A 23,000-nucleotide genomic window follows, 5' to 3' on the forward strand; every position below is an offset into this window, starting at 1 on the left:
CGCAAGGCACCGCCCTACAGAGCAGGAAGAAATATGCCAACAATATCACAGTGTAACATCCCCTTCCCCAGGGACATTCGCAGCGTATCCGTATGAGGCTTGTTTCCAAGCCCGTAGCAGCCGCCTTCCAAGCTATAAGGAATCGCCTTCCAAGCTATAAGAAAGAAGCGGTTAAACCCCGTATTGCAAATTTTTCTACATTTTTCTCCCCAAAAAGTTTTATAGTCTGCGAAATATCCTTAGCTTTGCGAACAGAAAAGAATTTGTTCAATAACTTAAACTTTTATCATGGACAAAAAAAGAGTTTATACTTTTGGAAATGGCCAGGCCGAAGGCAGAGCTGACATGCGCAACCTTCTGGGTGGCAAGGGGGCCAATTTGGCTGAAATGAACTTAATCGGAGTGCCTGTTCCTCCCGGTTTTACCATCACAACCGAGGTTTGCTCGGAATATTATGAAATGGGACAGGAAAAAGTTGTCGAACTTCTGAAAGATGATGTGGAAAAATCCATCGCACAAGTCGAAAAATTGATGAATTCGAAATTTGGCGATGTCGAGAACCCGTTACTCGTATCTGTACGTTCGGGCGCACGTGCTTCAATGCCGGGTATGATGGACACAATCTTGAATCTTGGTTTGAATGACGAAGTAGTAGCCGGATTATCCCGTAAGACGGGCAATGAGCGTTTTGCCTGGGATTCTTATCGCCGCTTTGTACAAATGTACGGCGATGTGGTGCTGGGCATGAAACCGACCAACAAGGATGACATCGACCCCTTCGAAGCCATCATTGAAGACGTTAAGAAAGCCAAAGGTGTACGTTTGGATAACGAGTTGGAGGTAGACGATTTGAAGACATTGGTAAAACGCTTCAAAGAAGCCGTAAAGGCTACTACCGGAAGCGACTTCCCCACCAACGCTTACGACCAGCTTTGGGGAGCTATCTGTGCTGTATTCAACTCATGGATGAATGAACGCGCCATTCTTTACCGCAAGATGGAAGGCATACCCGACGAATGGGGAACAGCCGTTAATGTGCAAGCCATGGTATTCGGAAACATGGGCGACACATCAGCTACGGGCGTATGCTTCAGCCGCGATGCCGCTACGGGTGAAGACCTTTTCAACGGTGAGTACCTCATCAATGCCCAGGGTGAAGATGTAGTGGCAGGCATTCGCACTCCGCAGCAAATTACCAAAATCGGTTCTCAACGCTGGGCTAAACTGGCCGGTATCAGTGAAGAGGAACGCGCTGCCAAATATCCATCCATGGAAGAAGCCATGCCCGCCATCTATAAGGAACTGGACGAACTGCAAACCAAATTGGAAAACCATTATAAGGACATGCAGGACATGGAATTCACCGTTCAGGAAGGCAAACTGTGGTTCCTCCAGACACGCAATGGTAAGCGCACAGGTGCCGCTATGGTGAAAATAGCCATGGACTTGCTTCGTCAGGGCATGATTGATGAAAAGACAGCCCTTATGCGTTGCGAACCCAACAAGTTGGATGAGCTGCTTCACCCCATCTTCAACAAAGAAGCACTGAAACAAGCCAAAGTGCTTACACGGGGTCTGCCCGCTTCTCCGGGCGCAGCCTGCGGACAAATCGTCTTCTTTGCCGATGACGCTGCTACATGGCGTGCCGCTGGCAAACGCGTGGTAATGGTTCGTATTGAAACCTCACCAGAAGACTTGGCCGGTATGACTGTGGCTGAAGGTATCTTGACGGCTCGCGGCGGCATGACTTCACACGCTGCCGTAGTTGCCCGTGGCATGGGTAAGTGTTGTGTATCGGGTGCAGGTGCTTTGAACATTGATTATAAGAAACGTACTGTAGAAGTAGATGGTGTTGTGTTGAAGGAAGGTGACTTCATCTCCTTGAACGGAAGCACAGGAGAAGTGTATGAAGGCGAAGTAGAAACCAGAGCTGCTGAACTTTCCGGAGATTTTGCAGAGCTGATGAAATTGGCCGACAAATATACCAAGTTGCAAGTTCGTACTAATGCCGACACTCCACACGATGCTGCTGTAGCACGTAGCTTTGGTGCCGTAGGTATCGGACTTTGCCGTACGGAGCACATGTTCTTTGAGGGTGAGAAGATCAAAGCCATGCGTGAAATGATTTTGGCAGAGGATGCCGAAGGACGTAGCAAGGCATTACAGAAGATCCTCCCCTATCAGCAAAACGATTTCAAAGGCATCTTCCGCGAAATGGCTGGATACCCCGTCACGGTACGTTTGTTAGATCCGCCGTTGCATGAATTTGTACCCCATGATTTGAAAGGACAAGAAGAGATGGCAGAAGCCATGGGCGTGGACTTGAAATATATCCAACAACGAGTAGAAGCTCTTTGTGAGCACAACCCGATGTTGGGACATCGCGGATGCCGTCTGGGTAACACCTATCCCGAAATCACACAGATGCAAACCCGTGCTATCTTGGGTGCAGCTCTTGAACTGAAGAAAGAAGGCGTTGAAACACATCCCGAAATCATGGTTCCTCTCACCGGCATTCTCTATGAATTCAAGCAGCAGGAGGAAGTTATCCGTTCTGAAGCAGCCAAATTGTTTGAAGAAACAGGCGACAGCATTGAATTCAAAGTAGGTACGATGATTGAAGTGCCGCGTGCAGCTTTGACCGCCGATCGTATTGCGTCCTCCGCCGAATTCTTCTCTTTCGGTACGAATGACTTAACCCAAATGACCTTTGGTTATTCACGTGATGACATAGCTTCTTTCTTACCGATTTATTTAGAGAAGAAGATTCTGAAGGTTGACCCCTTCCAGGTACTCGACCAGAATGGTGTAGGTCAGCTTATCCGCATGGCCACAGAAAAGGGTCGCGCCGTACGTCCAGACCTGAAGTGTGGCATTTGCGGTGAGCATGGTGGTGAACCTTCATCTGTAAGATTCTGCCACAAAGTCGGATTGAATTACGTAAGTTGCTCACCTTTCCGCGTGCCTATTGCCCGTTTAGCTGCGGCGCAGGCGGCTGTGGAGGACACTCTCTAAGAATATCTTAAGCATTGATTTAGGCTGTAATGTCCTGTATGACAGGCATTACAGCCTAAACTGTTTTTATACGGTTCGTTCATTTGACCGCATAAATTGCGCCAAATAAACGGCTCTCGCATACAATAATACTTCGTTAAAGTAACAGCTAATCCGTTGATAACAAATAAGTTAATTAATAAAGTTTAGCAGAATAAAATAGGTCAAGTAGCTGATTTCATTACCTTTAATGGTATCCAACCACACATTAAAGCAATGAACAGAACAGCACTTGACCAATATGAGGAACTCGTAACCGATGCGGCAGCGATACTATCCCTCGTTTTCCATCGGACTGCTAAAGGCCTATCTGAGTAATATTTATATGCTCAAAAGAATTTTTAGCAAGTCCGGTCTGAAACCGAACAGAACTTTTAATCCTAAACTTACTCAAAGAACTCTTTGGCATAGTGGCAGAAGCCGCTTAGCCGATAGGTTGAATTCTTAACGGACTATTATATCACGAGAAGATAATTCTTTCAATAAGTATGGCAATTCTTGGTCTCAATGATTTGATATTTTTACTCAATAATGATTCTGTACTGCATAAAATAGTATATATTTTATGCAACATACATTGCTGTTTGAATAAAATATAGTAATATTGCACTTGAATAACAATATAGTAGAATCAAGTTTTCATAGAACTTATACGCCGGGGCTATGATGTTGAAAAGACCATGTTTTATTATCGTTCACGGAATGATAAGGGAGTTGATTTTGTCCTTCGTGAAGGACCACGCATATTACGCCTAGTCCAGGTATGTTATGATATGAGTAATCCTAAAACGGAGAAGCGAGAAATAGACAGCATTGTTGAATGTGCCGGAGAATTAAAGTGTGATAATCTTGTTATTGTGACTTATAATGATAAGCGCACAATTGAGAAAGATGGTTATAGGATAGATGTAGTGCCAATCACAGAGTTTTGAATATATGGATATCCTGACGCATTTCAGAAGTATAGAAGAATTGACCAAAACACTTTCACGTGAGCAAGGATTGCTGAGTGAGATGTTTGAGAAGCGGAAGCTTATGAAGTTCCCGTTGGGGCTTGCCATTGACCTTGTTGGTGGAAATGAACAAAGATTGAGAAAGCTGGTTGATTATGGTGTGCTGGTGGAATCCGGAAATGCGGTTGAGATTGAGAGCGACTATCTGAACTTCTTTGAGGAAGTGCTGAATGTCAATGAGGAAATTAGCGTATTAAGCGTACAGGAATGCATCAACACCCTGAAAGAGAATATCGGTTATTTCTTGCAAGAGACTAATCCCAACCGCAAAGCCGGATATCAGGATAGTGTGCGGCAACTTTTAAAGAAGACCGGATTCAGGACCCTGAAAAATGTGGTGGATTTGAAGCGTAATATGGATAATGCCTATAAGCAGGAACCCAATTATGTCATCAAAAAGAAGAAACTGGAGAATCTGGATGAAAAGAGCCATAGCATTCGTGCCATGATACGTGAATGTGAAAAACTAATGGATAATGAACACGCCTTTTTCATCATGGCCAATGATCCGCACATGGCAAAAACGTGTAGCGATGTGAAACATGATTTTGTAGAAGCCTATCATGCGCTAATGGAAATTGACAGACAGATTATTTCCTATATCAATCAGATAGACCTGCAAAATCAACTTTACAAAAAGATACGGAAGTTGAAGTACCTGCAAGATCAGTTGCTTATCAAGACTGACACGAACCTTGTACAAGTTCTGGAAGAAAGAAATCCTCTTTGGATGGAATCTCGCCAATACAATAAGATTCGCCTGTCTTTAGAAATGCTAAGGGAAAACGATCAGGTAGTAAAGTTGCTGAGACGAATTGCCGAACGGAATGGAATACAGAAAACAGCCAGAACGGAAGCCGGACCTCTGACAGAGGAAGACCTGCAGGAACATATCCGGCAACTGAAGGAGGTGGATTCTGCTGAAGTCTGGAATGCATTTTTAGCATCAAGTTATAATCTGTTTGAATTCATTCTGAAGTATGACTATAGAGTAAAACGTAGCATAGAAGAACATGCTACCCTCTTCTGTCAGCTGGTTATCTTGCATCCTGATGAATGCCGGATAACAGGCGAATATGCAATTTATCAAGACATTGAATATCCTATAATTTATGCGAAATAATACTCAAAGAATATACGAGCGGTTAAGCCGAGGGGAGTTTCTTTCGGTAGACAGTGCAGATACCTCTGTCCGTCATCTGTATGAGGATATCGAGGAAAATTTGGAGGATTATACAGAATATTTCAAGGAAATCGGTCTGCAACTGGAATCCGGTAATGGTTACTTCTATTTCTCAAGAATGGGAGAAAGTAAACAGACGATAGAGCAGAAATTGGACAGCTTTTCAAAATGGCTTGACTATCTGGATTTTCTGAAATGCTATAATCAGTCATTTGCTGCAGGATATCAGTTTCGCAAAAGTCATTTGGTAGAACAGATCAGTCTGGATATCGAACTGAAGGAAAAGGCAAACCGTTTGTTCAAGAAATACGGTGTGGGGTCTAATGTTGAAATAGTAAACAAACTGCTTCAGGAAATGCAGAACATGGGCTTTGCAGAGTGTATCAGCGAACTTGATGAGACCTTTAAGGTTACTTCGGCATTCCGCTATGCCGAAGAATTGGTTAAAATAATTCAAATTGCAAATGAAGATGAAATACCTGAATAAGATTATTTTTATCAATAGTGCCAATATTCCGTATGCAGAGATATCTGTAGACGGGAATGTGCATTTCACAGGGACTCAGGGTGTCGGTAAAAGTACGGTATTGAGGGCACTGCTGTTTTTCTACAATGCGGATAAACAGCATTTGGGTATTCAACAAGGACAGAAATCGTTTGATGAATTTTATTTTCGCCAGTCAAACTCTTATATACTTTATGAAGTGATTCGAGACAATGGAGCATATACGATACTTGTCGGCAGATATCAGGGACGCGCTTCATGGCGGTTTATTGATGCACCTTATCAGCGTGAATGGCTAATAGACGATGACAAGCAGGTATTCATGACTGATGAGGATTTGCCGATTGATTTGCAGACCTACAGACGGCTTGTTACAGATTTTGAGCGAGAGTATGACGAGATAGATTGTTGGTTCCGCCAAACACCTGATGGCAGTTACCCTGTGCGTCAACAAGCATTGAAAATAGCTGAACAGGGTCGTACAATTGTAGCACTAGACCAGCAGTTGTTTGACGTATGGCACATGCTCAATCATGCTGTAGCTTATAGTGAAAAGCATATACCTCTTTTGGAGATCGAAGCCGCAGAAGTTGAAGCGGACATAGAGAAAGAACATAACCGTGAAAAAGAACTTACGGCAGAATATGATAAAGAAAAAGACGCACTCAATCAAGACCTTGGTGCTCAAAAATGTAAATTGAAGGAAATAGCACAGGCAAGAAAGTATTTCGCTGACGAGGGTATTGATGACAAACTCGCTCTTGCCGGTCGTGAGTCTGCTATCAGACAGGAGGCTGCTGATAAACAAACGCTATTAGATAATTTATTGAAAGCTTATGCATCGATAGAAGAAAAGTACAACATTGCAAGAGGTAAACTGGAAAATGCACGTCAGGCGTTTGGGAACATGCAGAAAGAAGCATATTATCAGAAACAGACCGAACTTCAGATAAAGCGTAAGAGTTTGGAAGAAGAACGTACCAGAAACAGGAATCAGGTGATGGAGACCTTCAACAGCTGGCGACACGACTCTGACGAACGTTTGCAAATGTTGTTGATTGAACAGAACAGGACTGAAAGTGCATTGAAGGAACTCCGTCAGTGGCATCCTATGGCTAATGAAATAAAGCAAGTAGATGAGGAACTGCAACAATTGAATTTTACGGAGAAAGAGAATGCGGCTCAACAGACAGCGGTAAAAAGTCAGATTGCCCGGATTACTGCCGAGTATGAGATGAAAGAAACGGAAATAAAACAAGCCTCTCAGCGTGAGCAGGAACGTCTTGACGCTGACCGTACACAAATGCGTGAACAAATCGCGAAGATTAATAATTTATTGGCTCGTTTAGACGGTTCTCTTTACAAGTGGCTTTGTGAAAACGCTGAAGGCTGGGAGAACACGATAGGCAAAGTAGTTGATGAAGAGAGGATTCTATATGCTCAAGGGCTTGACCCTCAATTGGATACTTTGGCTAATGGTATGTTTGGCGTAAAGTTAAACCTGGATAATATTGCCTCTGTTCATCGTACACCTGATGAATATAGATTGGAGAAGAATAACCTGGAAGAACAGGTACGGCAGATTAACCATCAGCTTACACTATTGCCTGTTACTCTTCAGGAAGAGATAGCTAAACTTGGCAAGAAATATGCTGTACAGGTCAATCCGCTTCGTCAGAAAATGACATCGTTGAAGGTGGAAGAAGAACAGGTGCCAGCCAAGCGTCAGGACCTGCAAAACCGTAGGCATAAGCTGAGGATGGAAGAACAGGAACAGATTGCCCGAGAAAAAGATGTTCGTGAACATTCCTTTAATGAAGCAGTACTGCATGTGAATTCGGAAAAGGAGGCACGCAATAAGTACGAATTGAAGAATAAAAAGGACCTTAAGGAGCTCGATTCATCGTTTAACAAAGCGGCCAAAGCACTCGATGAGGAATTGCGTATTTTCAAGGAATCGCAAGATGCTGTAGCGGTCGAGCGTAATCAGGAATTTGCCGCACAAGAGAAACAACTCAATGAACAGCAGAATGCTGAACTTGCAGGCAAAGGCGTTGACACGAACTTACTCGAGCAATACCGTAGGGCCTTAGATGGTTTAGAGACTCTATTGATGAGGATTGATGAAGAACGTTCAATAGTTATCAGATATCGCGACGCAGAGCAAAATCTTTTTGCCAAGGAGCCGGAAATTAGAAAGACAATTAAGGCTATTGAGCAGCGACTCGCCATGATGCGTCAGCGTTATGAAGACAGACGGACACGTATCGGGAAAAAATGCAAAGAAATGGAGGAGCGTCGGAAAAAGGTTCGTGGTGAACTGACGCATAGGAGAGAAGGATTGACGCTTTATCATCAGATGGTAGATAATGAGCATCTGGTGCCTGATGCTTTCCTCTCTGATGACAAGATGAAGAAGACCGATCAGGATTGTCAGCAACTTTTAAGTCAACTTCGGGGCACTGTCAATCAGAAGCGTGAATCGATAGACAGGCTTAAATCTATAGTTGTCAATTTTAATCGTAACTTCAAGCCCCAAAATGCTTTCCATTTCAATACAATGCCTGTAACAGACAATGACTACTTGGAGATTGCAGCGGATTTGCAGGACTTTATGGACAATAATAAAATCGAGGAGTTCCGCAGACGTACCAGCGAACATTATAAAGATATCTTAGGACGTATCTCGGCGGAAATCGGTTCCCTGATGAAACGCAGGTCGGATGTGGATGGGGTGATACAAGATATAAACCGTGATTTTGTAGAAAAGAATTTTGCAGGAGTAATCAAGAGTATTGAACTCAGGGCAGATGAGTCATCTGACAAACTCATGAAACTGCTTATATCCATTCACGATTATGCTATAGAGAATGCTTTTTCTATCGGCGAACTGAATCTTTTTTCAAATAATAATCGGGATGAAGTGAACCGTAAGGTCGTAGATTATCTGAAGAGCTTGTCTCATCAGTTGCAGAACGAACCGAATCGTCCGACAGTATCTTTGGGAGACGCTTTCCGTTTACAGTTCCGTGTGAAAGAGAACGACAATGACACTGACTGGGTTGAACGTATTAATAATGTAGGATCGGATGGTACGGATATTCTTGTGAAAGCAATGGTTAATATCATGCTCATCAATGTGTTTAAGAAAAAGGCTGCCAAAAAAAGTGGTGATTTTATCGTACACTGCATGATGGATGAGATAGGCCGCTTGCATCCTAACAATATAAAAGGCATTCTGCAGTTTGCCAATTCACGCAATATCTATCTTATCAACAGTTCACCAACATCGTATAATCCATACGACTACCGCTATACATACCTGTTAAGTAAGCATGGAGTAAGGACAAGAGTAGAGAAATTGTTGAAACGAATAAATTAATCGGATAATATGGCAATAAGTGCGTCTATACAGGCATTGTTAGCCGGTGAACAGGTTGCTGGGTCGAGGCTGAACAGTAAGTTGCTTGATGAGCTGTCGGCAGAAGGTCTGCTGTTGGTTATACCACGTGGCTCAAGAAAATCCTATCGTGCCCGTGATATGGAGGCTCTGAAAAGATTTCTTATAGATAAGGATGAGCGTTATCGCCTTCTCGAAGTAAATGCTTCAGATTCCCGTGCCACAATGGCTGCGGAGACAGGAAATTCCAAACTTGTTATGGTCCGTTCCTGCCCGGGATTTCCTGTAAACAGTTATGAACGTGTCGAGTGTTTCCTGGGTGGAGACCCATTCCCGGTAAATCCGCAAGAAGGAAGTTTCCTCTTTGTCTCAGACTGGAAGAAATTTACAATTTCTGAAGATGTCGTAGTAATTGGTATCGAGAATATGGAGAATTTCAGGATGATCCGCAGGCAGCGCAGATTCTTTGAGGAGTATCTTCATACTCATGGACTTTCAGACAAAGTGCTGTTTGTATCCCGGTATCCTCAGTCGACCGACCTTAGAAGATGGCTGTGCACTATCCCGAATCATTATCTTCACTTCGGAGATTTTGATTTAGCGGGAATATATATATTTCTATTTGAGTTCCAGCAATATTTAGGTAAAGAGCGTTCTTCCTATTTAATCCCAGCTGATATTGAATCTCGCCTGAAGTCTGGTTCTCGGAAAAGATATGATGAACAGTATTACCGTTTCAAAGACATTAAGTCGGATGTGTGCGAATTACAACAGTTGATAGATTTAATTCACCATGAGCGAAAAGCTTATGATCAAGAGGGTTACATATGTTGTGATCCGTAGAAACGGGTAAGAATTGAAAATTATAAAAATACAGTTCAGTAAGGATGTCATGCTGAACTGTATTTTTGCAAGAAATCGGTATAGGAATCAGATGAGAATAATTGTTATAGCTTCTGTGTACGACAGAAAAAAGTTATAGGAAACGTGAGCCATTATATCCCTAAATGAACCGACAACAGACTATAACGAAAAGAAATCCCACCAAGGTTCGGAGGAAAATAAATATTGGACCTAAAGAAAAGATCAATTTTCTGACTCTAGTTAGGTGCATTTCCTGAAATATTCCTTAATTTTGCCATACAATAGGAAATTTGTAAAGACACAATGCAACAAAATAGAATGAACATATCATCAAATATATCATATCGAAGCACATCATGCTTTGAGCGTATGCCATATGTTCAAACTTCAAGTATTGAATCCTTCGATAAATTCAAAAGCACTTTCCGACGAACATATTATAAACAAGCTGGGATATATTAGATGCAGATATCCCTCCAGAATTAATTGAAGCCGTTGGAAAGTCCTTACCAAACTTTTCAACGGTTTTATTTTGCCCACTGGTGACGTTCGCATCATGCGACGACCTTCTCCGTCATTTTCGTCTATGGGCATTAGATTTTATATGAACCGCGCAGTGATGCGCACAAAACTAAAGGAGATTATGAATTATAAATTTGACGGAAGCAGGGTGTTTTTCACATCCGACACCCACTTCAACCATACCAATATCATCAGGTTCTGCAACAGGCCTTTCAAGGATGTGTCACACATGAATGAAACGATTATTTCCAACTGGAACCGCGTAGTCGGCCCGGAGGATATCGTGTTTCACCTGGGCGATTTTTGTTTGGGAGGTTCAGCCGAATGGATAAATGTACTGAGCAGGCTGAACGGAAAAATCTATCTTATTACTGGCAACCATGACGTAAAGAACCTGAGACAAGACTATAGAAAATACTTTGAACAGGTTGTGATGCAGATGTATATTGAGGTAGATAAGCAGAAGATCTATCTGAACCACTGTCCGTTCCTTTGCTATGGCGGCTCATACAATGGCACCTGGCAGCTTTTCGGACATGTACATACCAGCAGGCACAACACCGGGAAGGACGCTCCGAGGCTAAAGATGCTTTTTCCCACGCAGTATGATGTTGTACTTTTCATTATATGCAAGGTGTACTGCTTACACATGACTTTCGTCTTCGATTAGAGAAACCGACAAAAATGAAAATCAATAGGTAACAGCCGTAATAGCACCGCTTGTGGCATAAGCAAAAAAGGGGGCTCATTAGTCTAAACATTGTTCAGGCGCGAAGCAAAGCCCTTTTCTATGCTTATGCAATAGCAAGAATATGGTCGTCAATTTATTGATGATGATGTTCCTGCGCTTAAATTCGCTTTTACGGGAAAACTTGTCTGTGGAGCTTAAAAAGCTGGATTTTTATTTCAATATATGCCATTAAAGTTCTACTTTTGCATGCGAAGAGTTCTTTGAAGGTTACGCAACGCGTAGAAGAATAAAACAGCAGATAACTAACTAATTCGTAACCTATTACTACTATGAGTTGGTAACCGCAACTCATTTTCAATCACTTAGATCTTTTTCGCAATTTTCGGTTACATATTTACATAATCTTTCGCAAGGACAGGAAATTATGGAAAAAGCGATGAAGACACATATAGGAAATCCTGTTTTTATAAATAATTATGCTTACGCTTTAACCTTGGATGGAAAAATAGAAGAAGCAGAAAGGGTAATTTCTAAAATAAAAAAATTGATTTATCATCAACAAGCACTGAGGATATATGCCTTACGGCGACCAAAGGCATGATTGCGTTTAGAAAGGGCGATGTAGATAAAGGTATGTCTTTATATATTAATGCGATTGAAAAATCGAGAGATAGAACTGATTATCCGGAGTTAAATTACTCGGCATTGTTAAATTTTTGTAGGGAAATTCTCATCTATGAAAATTCCACAGAAAATAAAAACTATGTTTTGAGTATTATGGAGAAATTGCCACAGGATGATAAAAATAAAGAATTAGTAAACTTAAGAGAGCAAGTAACAGCATTACTGAACAATAAATGTGAATAGTTGTTTTCTTATAAATAATAATGTTGATTCAAAATTATTATTGGAGCTTCTACTTTGATAACCGCTAGACAAACAACCTGAAAGTTGTGGGCTCTCGATTGTCTATGGTACCTTTGTCTTTTCGTAGACAAAGGTATTTTGATATATACTGTGATGGAAATGCGGTTGATACCGATACTGTTTCAAAAAGTGTGAAAACCATAAAATATAAGGCATTGCTAATCCATTTAAACGAGAAAAAATTAGAGTAAAATTTTACATCAACATATGTTTGGCCGGTGGACAGGATTTGATGTTGGATCTAATTCGAGTCTTCTAGTTTAATGAAACGAAAAGTTAAATATAAGCCTCCCCGATAAAATACAGTTTGCTAAGTTTGATATGTTAACATAGAAGTGAATCCCAAAAGTTTTTGTTTAATTTTTGGGGTTCACTCCAAATTCACTCTAACTCCAATAAAAAGCAATCATAAAATCTCATTACATGCATTATTATAGTCCTGATATGATGGCAGGGTTTTAAGTATTCTATTAATTTTTACTCTTCTTGATGCGATAGAACCTCTATTGGGGTCTAGGTAATTTGTAGATTCTAAAGCAGTACTTAATTCACTTATCAATTGTTTAGTTATTCTTACTAAAGAAAGATGAGATTCATCAGCTAAATTGAATGGCGGTAGCGATGTAGAAGCCAAAGAATGAATATGACGAGCTCCGAATCGACCCCTAGGTTGAAACGCAGAAATACTATTAGTCAACTGTTCACTATTTAGAAGCGCTACCATATAAACAGCTTCTTCCTCAGTATCAACTCTGCACCAATACAATGTCTGATCAATCACAGGAATATTCGGTAAGGAGGACAGATTTACATATGATGCACATACGGATTCTCCTCCGGCTCCATATACTACAAGATATCCATCATTAGTGAAATTTTGCTGAGACAACTTATTTCGCCAATTTACCGATAAGGCATATATATCAGCTGTTGAGTCAGCTTTAAATATACTGAACTCTCGTTTGATTGTTGATATCAAATTGCGGTCAGTCAGGCTTAGTAATGCGTTCTCTTCTTCCGTGTACCTTCTCCAACAATTATTGCTATCCTTTTGAATTGGTAAAAATGCTAATGGCATTTCTGATATTGAGAAAGGAGTAACAATATTCGAAAGCATTACTGGATGGAACAGGCTCTTATGTGCCATAGATGTAGGCAATGAATAGTCGGTCCCTTTATGCATAGTAGATAAGAAGTAGGCATAACGACTAGAGGAGTTTAAGCTAGTAACCGTATAATTTGTTCCTCGACTTTGTAAATCAAAAAACATTAGGTACCGTGGCAAAATGTCCGCACCCTGTTTGAATAGATATGCATCGAATATACCATGCGCACTAGAAACAATGCACTGTGACCATACCGTCCTATTACCTCCGTGATACACATGATATGGCTCAAGTCGTACTTCTTCAGGTGAAAAGAAAGTTTGCCCTGAGAAAACATCTTTCTGAATTCTCGGACTCTTACATCCAAAAATGGCAATCGCTCTATTTTTGAAGGTATCATTCGGCAAATTCCAGATTTCGTTAATATCTACATTCAACGTTGTTGTACCCTTGCGGTAATTCCCAGCACGGAATTTCTCATGCTGTTTTCCTGCAAGAATGGTTTCTGGAAGGATACATCCAAAAGCAGCATCTTCAGCCAAGAATTTGTCAATAGCATGAATCAAAAAAACTGTTGCTAGCTCAAGATGTAAAAACGCTGGTCCTGTTGGTTTAATATTATAATATGATGCCATATTTGCCAAATCTTCTTTGTAAGGATTAGAGACTAACTTACTCATCGCTAACCATGGAGTATTTGACACAATACCATTGAAATTTGCCGTTATTAAACTCGGCCTGAATGAATTTTTAATTAAAAAAGACCATAAGCCGTTTTGACCTCTAATATTTAGATCGTACATATTTTTGTATAGATCAGAGGCAAAATGGGAAATAGCATCAATCTGCTCTTTATCTAACTTTGTCTCGTGATTATTAAGAATATCACTAATGAGACGATAGAGGACGTCATCGTTTATTTTTGTCTCATTGATGTGCTGATAACATGTATCAACAATACCATCAAAAATATTTTGATTTAAAGGTGAAATGAGGAATGCCGGAAGATCAACATACCTATCATGCATTTTCATTCGCAAAATCTCTTGATTGAACACTTTCCCACTTGTGACGGGCGTATTGATAAACAATGAATCTGCATGGTAAATAGGAATGGATAGTGCCGTAATACCATATTTGTTTGATATATCCCTAACTGTAATGATCCAGTTTATTTTTGCTAAAATTACAGCTAATGGATCAATGTCAAATCCTGTTGCAGCCCTAGTTAATAAATCAGCTACAATTAATGGATCTCTATCGCCAGCAATTGAGTCTATCACAGATTTCAAGGTTTCAATTATCATAGAACCCGAGCCGCAGCACATATCGATAAATGATGGTTCCTCTCCATCTATCATATCCCGCACTTTATATACTACCTTCTTCGCAAGCCATTGAGGAGTTAGCTCCTGTCCGAGTAAAAGACGTTGTGATCTCTCAGACATCTGAACCAAAATATTTCCAAATAAATCTTCTTGCGGTATCGTTTGGAAATTATATACCACTAATTCATTCTGAATCTTGTGTATAATAGGGAGCACCTTCTGAATTAACGAAGATTCATTTAGCCATCCAAAATAATCATATTCTACGAAATTTAGATATCCTCTATTTTCGAAGAAGCTGCCATTAATAATTTGTTCAAGCTCATTGTCGTCAGACAACAAAGCCCTCTTTTCAATAAAATTAGCACATAACAATTTCCCAAGATTAGAAATATAATACTCTGAAATATAGGTGTCCTCCGAAGAATCAGTGGAATCCAAACCCTCGACAAAACTATGCCATAAGTTTTGCACCATCTGAAAATAATTGGGTCTGGCAGAAATAGCTTCTCTTACAAAGACCGATATTTCTTGCAAATATGGAGTACTATATTCACTGGTGAGGCCAAAATCTTTGTATAAGTTTTCCCCAGTTACAAATCTAGATTCGACTCTTCCCAGATACTTGGGTAGAAAATCCAATAAAAGTAAAGCTTCTTTATCTGAAGGCTTTTTAATATCAAGGCTGTCAATTTCAATCAGTTCAATATTATCTTCGTTGTAACTTTCAACAGGTAAGCCTGGCGTAGGATTAACAGAATATACATGCCAAGAAAGGGTATCAGACAGAATTCCGATAATCATGTTTATATCCACGTGATCACGTACTAGCGAGGCGCAGTATTCCTTTACCTGCCTAAATCCTTCATCAAATATTGTTTGAACTCGCAGGTCTTTTTCATATTCGATTGCGATAGAGTCAATACAACTATCAACAAACCCAACCACATGCCGGTTTCCTCTGATAAGATGTACACTTTTTTCACTTCCATCAATATGGTCGCGAACCCATTTGGTATCTGGGTCAAACATCAACTTCAAATAAGAAGCCTGATTGTATCGAAGAATATCCTCTTTTTGATGAGAGTCTCGTAAAGCCAAAGCCTTAGAAATAAACTCTTTGGCATATTTAATAGTTATTTCGTTCATGACGCCTTTGATTAATATGATATTGACGATATATTTCTAATTGTTCCATAGCCCAATTTATATCCGGAGTATTCATTGCTTGAAGAATGCAAGAATCTATTTCAACAATAACACTTTTATTACTGATCTGCTGTCTAGCTAGCTTTTTACCCAATGATGATAAAGCATCTATATCTTTATCGGAAAAGTATGGAATAAGAATATTACGGATTTGTGCAGCATCAAGTTTAAGTGCTCCACCTCCCATAACACTACCGAGCTCTTCAAATTGCACTGAGCACCATGTGCTATTAAGTAAAGCGAGAAGGCTATATTCGTTAAACCTAGAGTTGTTAGATGGCCATATTGTGATGAAATTTGCATCAACAACTAGTGCGTTTGAATTGTACCTTACAATAGGCTTATCGCCATTGACTCTTGGTAAAAACAACTTTGCAGTATGCCTTTGTGTCAAAGGAGGAAGCATATACCAAAACCTTGGTGGGCGTTTCCCGTCAGATTTGGTAATGTTAGTCCTTACAGAGGAAAGTTCTGGCAATAATATTTCACCTTTCTTTTCCTGAGATTTCCTCTCGATGTATTCGCTGATTTCATATGGTAAGGATTTATAATGTTTAGCAAATTTAGGTTCCAGAGTACTGAAATCACGATTTGTTACGGAGTCTTGTATATATAATAGTTTGCAACTTCCAGCGTTAGTCGTGAATCTTGTACCCAAACTACGCTGATTCTGAATTACATCCAAATAATACTTAGACTCGCATTGTGGATCCTGAACATAGAAAAACGAATTTGCTCCAGTGCGTAGGCCTTGGCCAAATTCAATCTTATTCTCACCAATTTTTATCAATGAATCTTTATTTGCCAATCTGCCAAGTAAAGATAGCCAGCTAGAATCGTTGCTGGAACCAATAAATGCATCTTGGGATACCATTCTAACTGATAATCGATTATCAATAAATATTTCATTGCTAAACAAATCTCGAATTTCCGTGCTAGGTAAGTTGGCCGTCAGGCAACTTTTTGTTCCAGCTAACTTATATAGATCAACATATGATAGCCAGGACTTTTCCCTTTTAGTTTTACGATGAGCAAGCAACAATGAAGTTTTAACCTGTGCTTTCCCAGAAAACCATGTTGAGTTTGCGTCATTGACAACATAGTCAATTTCAAATAGTTTTGAAAGAATATTCTTAACTGGAGCTGAGTACTCTCTTGTCAGCCATGTTGTCGGTAATACTATAGCCAATTGACCTCCATTTTTTACAAGCATCATGCACAATATCCATGATGGAACAGCCAAGTCAGAAAGCCCCGAGATCCGGCCTAGTTCCTCAATGATTAATTGCCTTTCGCCTTCATTTAAAGACTTTGTGGATTCTGTATATTCTTTTAGATTCCGAATAATATCATCTATTAATAACCATTCATGCGACAAATACTCTTTTGCGTTTGCCTGTAATTGATATCGAACATAAGGAGGGTTAGTTATTACAAGGTCATAACCACTCTTATTGAATCTTGATAATGTATTTATCGAAAAACTATTTGAATTCCATATTTCGGCATGTGGCATCCTTGCTTGACACATTTGAACAGCCTCCAAATCAACTTCATTTCCGACGACTGATATTTCCTTTTCAACAAACGGAACAAGCAAGTCGCCACTCCCACACATAGGGTCAATTGCAGAATACACCTGGGTAGTGTCTATCAGCTCGAATAATAATCGGGCCACAGCACTACCAGAAAAATACTGACCTAGGTATTTTTGTTTTAGACTATTCATGATTGAAAAAATACTCGGCGTCAAGAGTGATAGTAATACCTTTTTCTATACATTCCGCAATATATTCGGAGAACATCCTTTCGGATTTTTCTTTTCCTTTATTCTCAGATTGATGACTTTTTAATATTTGTTCAGCAATACATACATCAGAAGCATAATTTTCCTTTACTGTACATTTTGTGCGTTTAGCAAGCAGAATAAGGGGATCTCCTTTTACAGTAATAGTAGAATTCACTTGTTTAAAACTTGCTTGAACTTTGTCTAAAATACCGGTTTTTGAAACAGAGAAACCGTTTGTCTGGTATGCTTTAATAATTGCACGCCAAATGGCTGATTTTGCGGAGTGGAATACAACAGTGCATTGACCGTTGACTTTAATACATCTACTAATCTCAGCGAACACGTTTGACATTAGTTTCTGATATTCAATCAAAGATTTGCCTTGTGTCCCATTTATGATAACCTCATCTGACACATCTGTTTTGACCCCGTACCATAATTCATTAATCTGATTGATTTCTGAATACGGGATATAGCCTCCAAATGGAGGATCTGTGAACACATAATCAATAGAGTTTGATGCGATGGAAGTAGACACGCTGCTTCCAGATACAAAACAAACCTCACTAGTTGAGCTTTCTAAAATCTTAATGCCTTCACTAAAAGTCTTGATTTTTCTTCGCAACCCATTCAATATATTCTTTTCAACAGGAAGGCTGCTGATGTATAATACACCTGGTTGTGCGCCTGTTAACACAAAATCTTTGTTATTTTTTTTTGCAACGACCCTCGTCATCAATGTTGAATGGCTCTGATTATAGCTTAATAAAAAAACTTTCAAAGCTTGTTGAATATTAGCTGGATATTCTGACACTTTTTTCCAAAGTTTTGATAATACAAATACATTTCTTAAAGTATAAAACTGATGAATATGCTCTATACCGAAATGATATCCGGTTCGATACAGGTCGCCCCATTGAATTTTTTTAATAGGTACATCAGAGAAATCAAGTTTTTCTATCATTCTTTGATAGGACAACCAATCATCATTTGTTGCAAGTCTGCTCCATTTCTTTTTACCTGTGGTGCCATATATCTTAAATGGATACCTGAATTTTGCATCGACTTTACAGTTTAGAACAGGATCGCTTTGTAGACCATGAGAGCGTAAAGCCTCATTAATACTAAATTGGACATTACAGTAGCGGCATGTGCACTTATCTATAAACTCTATTGGAGAGTATTTTATGGCAACATCAGAATACTTGTTTTCTTTTCCACAATTAGGACAAATGACACCATCTGTCCATATGATATATCTGATAGTTCCTTCTTCACCATCAGAATCAATTACGTTATAAATGTTAGGATTCTCTGCCTCTATTTCATCAATTAGTTTTGTAGCATACTCTACAAAAAGCTTAGATGACGTATTGCACATGACATTCCCTATCGCCGATGCAATGGGGCTTAATTCGTATATTATTGCCTTACGATAACCCCAAACTGGTGAAACTCCATATTGCTTTGCCATTTTCAACAATTCAGGTGACGGCTTATCACACAATTTCACAGCAATACCTGTGGTTCCACTGCCGCCAAAAGGGTCAAAAACTGTATCCCCAACATTTGTGTGGCAAGCAATAAACAAAGCAATAGCTTCTGGGGAAATTTTAGTCGGATAAGAGAATGCATTAAACAGAGCTCCAGTCCTAGTAGAAGGGAATGGCTTTCCGTAGAGAAGAGCCAGATTGTCATCATTTATCATATTTGGCACCTCTCTTATCTGTCAATAACTCACCTGGCTCTACATCAAGCAAAGTTGCAATTCTTAGCAATGTTTGAAGGTCTGGTTGATTTGAATTCCTGCACCAATTAGAAACCGTTGTTGATGAAACATTTAATTGCTCTGAGAGCCATTTACTTGTTCGGTTTTGTTCAACTAAAACTACCTTAATACGATTAATTTGTTTCAAATTCATTTTAACATATATCAAACTGGATACAAAGAAAATAAAAATCCACGAGATATTGAATATCCATCAGTATATTTTAAACAAGCAGCGACAAAATATAGAATTAAAAATGGCCCCGATATGTTTTACAGAGAGGCCAATGGTTATTTTGAAATATGTATTTACAACCGATTGTTACTCAATATCTTGTATGTAATAAATCAGAAATATGGCCTTAATCTTTAATGGTACATTCTGAAGGGCGAATATTTAACGCTTTTATTAATTCTTAACTCTCTTAGAACTTCAATATAGGCTGTTCTTTCACATTCCAGTGCTATCTGCGCTCTATGTTCCACATTAATTGGGGCTCATTATACAAGCCTTCGCAAATATAGTATATTTATAGAATTTAGTGTGGTTTTCTGAAGTAATCTTACCAAAATACTAATGAGCAATCTTGAAATAAGCAGACACCAAACCTACATCGCAAAGTGTTTATATTTTGTGCATACATACACTTTTTTTGAATTATACAAGAAAATCCACGAAAAGGCATTACCTTTGTGACTGAAAAAGCAACTGCGCTAATGACCTGAAGAATAAGAATAAATAACATACGAAACTCCTTCGCTGTCTTATAGGCTTTGGTCTGCCTCGCAGGGATAGTGATGGAGTTTTACTTTTATATACGACCATGGCAAAAAAGGCAAAAACAAAAGATGTAGCAAAGAAGACCATCGAGCAAACTTTGTGGGATTCAGCAAACGAATTACGCGGCAACCTTGATGCTGCCGAATACAAAAGTGTAGTGCTCGGACTTGTATTCTTAAAATACATCAACGACTGCTTCAAAGTTAAGCACGATGAACTTGTAGCAGAGGGTGCCGGATTTGAGGAAGACCCTGATGAATATATCGGTGACAACATCTTTTTTGTTCCTACAGATGCCCGTTGGGATAAAATCGTCAAGGCTTCGCTTACTGCTGAAATAGGAGTTGTCATTGATACAGCAATGGAAGCGTTGGAGCAGGAGAACAGGCAGCTTAAAAGCATTCTCCCGAAAAACTATGCCCGTCCAGAACTCGACAAACGCCGCTTGGGCAATGTAATTGATATTTTTGAAAACAACCTGCATTTCACAGGAACAGAAGCCCGTGATGCACTCGGGCGTGTATATGAATACTTCCTTGGAGAGTTCGCTCGTGAAGAAGGTAAGAAAGGCGGTGAGTTCTACACTCCATCATGTGTTGTCCGCACCATTGTTGAGGTTATCCAACCCTACAAAGGAAAAATCTTTGACCCGGCTTGTGGTTCGGGAGGTATGTTTGTACAGAGTAGTAAGTTTATCGAACGTCACCGAGGTAATATCAACCAAATTTCTGTTTACGGGCAGGAACTCAACAGCAACACATGGAAATTGGCACAAATGAATCTTGCCATTTGTGGCATTGAGGATAACTTTGGCGACAGCTTCGGCGATTCATTCCACGATGACAAACATCCGTTCCTCAAAGCGGATTTCGTCATGGCTAATCCACCGTTCAACATTTCCAAATGGGGCGGAGACCAACTGCGTAACGACCCTCGCTGGCAATATGGCATACCGCCGGAGGGCAACGCCAACTTTGCTTGGATGCAGCATATGCTTTATCACTTGGCGGACAACGGACGCATCGAATTAGTGCTTGCCAACGGCTCGCTTTCCTCACAGCAAGGCACAGAGGGCGAAATCCGCAAAAACATTGTCAATGCAGATTTGGTAGAGGGCATTGTAGCTATGCCGTCGCAGTTGTTTTATAATGTGCAGATACCTTGCTGCCTTTGGTTCTTGACGAAGAAAAAGGCTCAACCGGGCAAGACGCTTTTCATTGACGCTCGCAACATGGGCTATATGAAAGATCGTACACACCGTGAACTGTCGTGTGGTGAAGAAACCGAAGACCACGGTAATGACATCGGACGGATTGCAGAAACCTTTGAACAGTTCCGTGCCGGAACGCTGGAAACGGAAAAAGGCTTCTCCGCAATCGCCACCATTGAGGACATCGAAAAGCAAGACTTTATCCTTACCCCTGGTCGCTACGTCGGCATTGCGGAAGTAGAGGATGATGGTGAGCCTTTCCAAGAAAAGATGGAGAGGCTTACTTCCGAGCTGTCGGATTTGTTCGCCCAATCGCATACGCTTGAAGATGAAATCCGCAAGCAGTTGGCAAGCATTGGTTTTACCGTTAAGTAAAAAACTTCTACTCTTCGTTATGTTTACCCATAAATAACGAAGATATGAAAGAGAAACTAATCCAAGAAATCAGCACCGCAATGGCAGAAGTGTTAAGTTTTGAACAAGTAGCTCACCTTAATAGCGTATTGCTTCAGGTTATAAGCCAGTACACTATTACCGAGGACGGTGAAACATTGCACGAAAATGCAGTTTCAAATGACCGTCTGCTTGACATCTTCTTATCTGCAAAACAAGTGGAGGGCTGCACCACTCCGACTATCAAATACTACGGATCGACCATTCGGCAGTTGTTCAAGAAGATGCCTAAAAAAGTCACTGACTACACAACCGAGGACATCAGGGCCTATCTTGCCGTGTTCCAACGGAAGAACAAGTCAAGCCGTGTGACTATCGACAACATCCGCCGGATATTTTCTTCATTCTTTGCTTGGCTTGAAGAAGAAGATTACATCATCAAAAGCCCCGTCCGCAGGATACACAAGGTTAAGACCGGAACACAAGTAAAAGAGGTATTGAGCGATGAGAACATCGAACAACTCCGTGACAGTTGCACCGAAATCCGCGACCTTGCCATTATCGACCTGTTGGCTTCCACTGGTATGCGTGTGGGCGAATTGGTAAAACTAAATCGAGAGGACATCAACTTCAACGAGCGTGAATGTATCGTTTTTGGCAAGGGGAACAAGGAACGTATCGTTTATTTTAATGCCCGGGCAAAGATACATCTGCAACAATACTTGGCTTCTCGCAAAGACCGAAATAAGGCTCTTTTTGTTTCATTGGCTAAGCCGCGGGCGTGGAAACACAGCTGCGCAAACTTGGCCGCTCGGCTAAGATTGTGCGTGTTCATCCTCATAAGTTTCGACGTACATTGGCTACAATGGCTATCGACAAAGGTATTATTTTTTGATTATATTTATTTGTACGCAAAAATATATTATGAGTAGAGGATTACCTTTAAATGTTAAATTATGTTTGGATAAAGCATTGGATTCTGCTTTGTTGTCAGTTGAAACATATAATAAACCTGCTGTGAAATTTAAATCAGGTGGGTACATTGTTTTAATGTGTATCGCATGGACATCATTGTTTCATGCAATATTTTTCAAAAGGGGGATAAAACCATTTTATCGAGAAAAAAATAAAGTACGATTTAGAGCCTGTTTAAATTTTGCTCAGTAACATTCTTATCGCCGCCAGTTTCACCATTTCCTCAGCCGAATCGAACGTGAATTCGTAGTTCCGACAGAGCCTTCTATAATTATCGAACCA

At 40.2% G+C, this 23,000-nt stretch carries 14 protein-coding genes and 1 pseudogene; 11 read left to right on the forward strand and 4 right to left on the reverse strand.

The features are described 5' to 3' along the window. Window positions 1-288 precede the first annotated feature (288 nt). From ppdK to B5F34_RS07750, 8 genes are all read left to right on the forward strand, one after another. Window positions 289-3,015, forward strand: a complete 2,727-nt coding sequence (ppdK, locus tag B5F34_RS07710) for a pyruvate, phosphate dikinase (RefSeq protein ID WP_087336886.1) — start codon at window positions 289-291, stop codon at window positions 3,013-3,015. 975 nt (window positions 3,016-3,990) lie between these two features. Further along, window positions 3,991-5,190 carry a hypothetical protein gene (locus B5F34_RS07720; RefSeq protein ID WP_087336890.1) on the forward strand — a complete coding sequence of 400 codons (1,200 nt, stop codon included), beginning with the start codon at window positions 3,991-3,993 and terminating at the stop codon, window positions 5,188-5,190. Then, window positions 5,180-5,737 (forward strand): hypothetical protein, encoded by a 558-nt coding sequence (locus B5F34_RS07725; RefSeq protein ID WP_087336893.1) that lies wholly within the window; start codon window positions 5,180-5,182, stop codon window positions 5,735-5,737. Before B5F34_RS07720 ends, B5F34_RS07725 begins: the two co-directional genes overlap by 11 nt. Next, a complete protein-coding gene (locus B5F34_RS07730) occupies window positions 5,721-9,137 on the forward strand; it encodes an ATP-binding protein (protein WP_087336948.1) in 3,417 nt (1,138 codons plus the stop codon). The genes B5F34_RS07725 and B5F34_RS07730 overlap by 17 nt, the downstream gene beginning before the upstream one ends. 9 nt (window positions 9,138-9,146) lie before the next feature. Then, a complete protein-coding gene (locus B5F34_RS07735) occupies window positions 9,147-9,998 on the forward strand; it encodes a hypothetical protein (protein ID WP_087336894.1) in 852 nt (283 codons plus the stop codon). Window positions 9,999-10,662: 664 nt separating this feature from the next. Beyond that, on the forward strand, window positions 10,663-11,211 hold the full coding sequence (locus B5F34_RS07740; RefSeq protein ID WP_087336897.1) for a metallophosphoesterase: 549 nt from the start codon (window positions 10,663-10,665) through the stop codon (window positions 11,209-11,211). Window positions 11,212-11,656: 445 nt separating this feature from the next. Beyond that, window positions 11,657-11,833 carry a hypothetical protein gene (locus B5F34_RS17545; protein WP_162609303.1) on the forward strand — a complete coding sequence of 59 codons (177 nt, stop codon included), beginning with the start codon at window positions 11,657-11,659 and terminating at the stop codon, window positions 11,831-11,833. Continuing rightward, window positions 11,830-12,099: a hypothetical protein gene (locus tag B5F34_RS07750; RefSeq protein ID WP_087336904.1), complete on the forward strand. Its 270-nt coding sequence runs from the start codon at window positions 11,830-11,832 to the stop codon at window positions 12,097-12,099. Before B5F34_RS17545 ends, B5F34_RS07750 begins: the two co-directional genes overlap by 4 nt. Before the next feature lie 466 nt (window positions 12,100-12,565). Here the strand turns inward: B5F34_RS07750 and B5F34_RS07755 are convergent, their stop codons facing one another. From B5F34_RS07755 to B5F34_RS07770, 4 genes are read right to left on the reverse strand one after another with little or no spacing between them, the layout of a single operon-like run. After that, window positions 12,566-15,742 carry an N-6 DNA methylase gene (locus B5F34_RS07755; protein WP_087336907.1) on the reverse strand — a complete coding sequence of 1,059 codons (3,177 nt, stop codon included), beginning with the start codon at window positions 15,740-15,742 and terminating at the stop codon, window positions 12,566-12,568. Continuing rightward, the gene (locus tag B5F34_RS07760; protein ID WP_140392979.1) at window positions 15,723-17,531 is read right to left on the reverse strand and encodes an N-6 DNA methylase; all 1,809 of its coding nucleotides are present in this window, start codon (window positions 17,529-17,531) and stop codon (window positions 15,723-15,725) included. Before B5F34_RS07760 ends, B5F34_RS07755 begins: the two co-directional genes overlap by 20 nt. After that, window positions 17,524-19,299, reverse strand: a complete 1,776-nt coding sequence (locus B5F34_RS07765; protein ID WP_087336913.1) for a DNA methyltransferase — start codon at window positions 19,297-19,299, stop codon at window positions 17,524-17,526. Before B5F34_RS07765 ends, B5F34_RS07760 begins: the two co-directional genes overlap by 8 nt. Continuing rightward, window positions 19,289-19,507, reverse strand: coding sequence for a helix-turn-helix transcriptional regulator (locus tag B5F34_RS07770; RefSeq protein ID WP_087336953.1), 219 nt, complete (start codon window positions 19,505-19,507; stop codon window positions 19,289-19,291). Before B5F34_RS07770 ends, B5F34_RS07765 begins: the two co-directional genes overlap by 11 nt. A 676-nt stretch (window positions 19,508-20,183) precedes the next feature. On the opposite strand from B5F34_RS07770, the gene B5F34_RS07775 reads away from it, so the two are divergent. From B5F34_RS07775 to B5F34_RS07785, 3 genes and pseudogenes are all read left to right on the forward strand, one after another. Continuing rightward, window positions 20,184-21,725, forward strand: a complete 1,542-nt coding sequence (locus tag B5F34_RS07775) for a class I SAM-dependent DNA methyltransferase (protein ID WP_087336916.1) — start codon at window positions 20,184-20,186, stop codon at window positions 21,723-21,725. Between the two features lie 44 nt (window positions 21,726-21,769). Further along, window positions 21,770-22,626, forward strand: a pseudogene (locus B5F34_RS07780) (tyrosine-type recombinase/integrase); the annotation flags it as partial. A 41-nt stretch (window positions 22,627-22,667) separates the two neighbouring features. Next, the gene (locus tag B5F34_RS07785) at window positions 22,668-22,910 is read left to right on the forward strand and encodes a DUF3644 domain-containing protein (RefSeq protein WP_239448858.1); all 243 of its coding nucleotides are present in this window, start codon (window positions 22,668-22,670) and stop codon (window positions 22,908-22,910) included. Window positions 22,911-23,000 lie beyond the last annotated feature (90 nt).

The organism is Mediterranea sp. An20, from assembly GCF_002160055.1.
GTDB classification, from domain to species: domain Bacteria; phylum Bacteroidota; class Bacteroidia; order Bacteroidales; family Bacteroidaceae; genus Bacteroides; species Bacteroides avicola.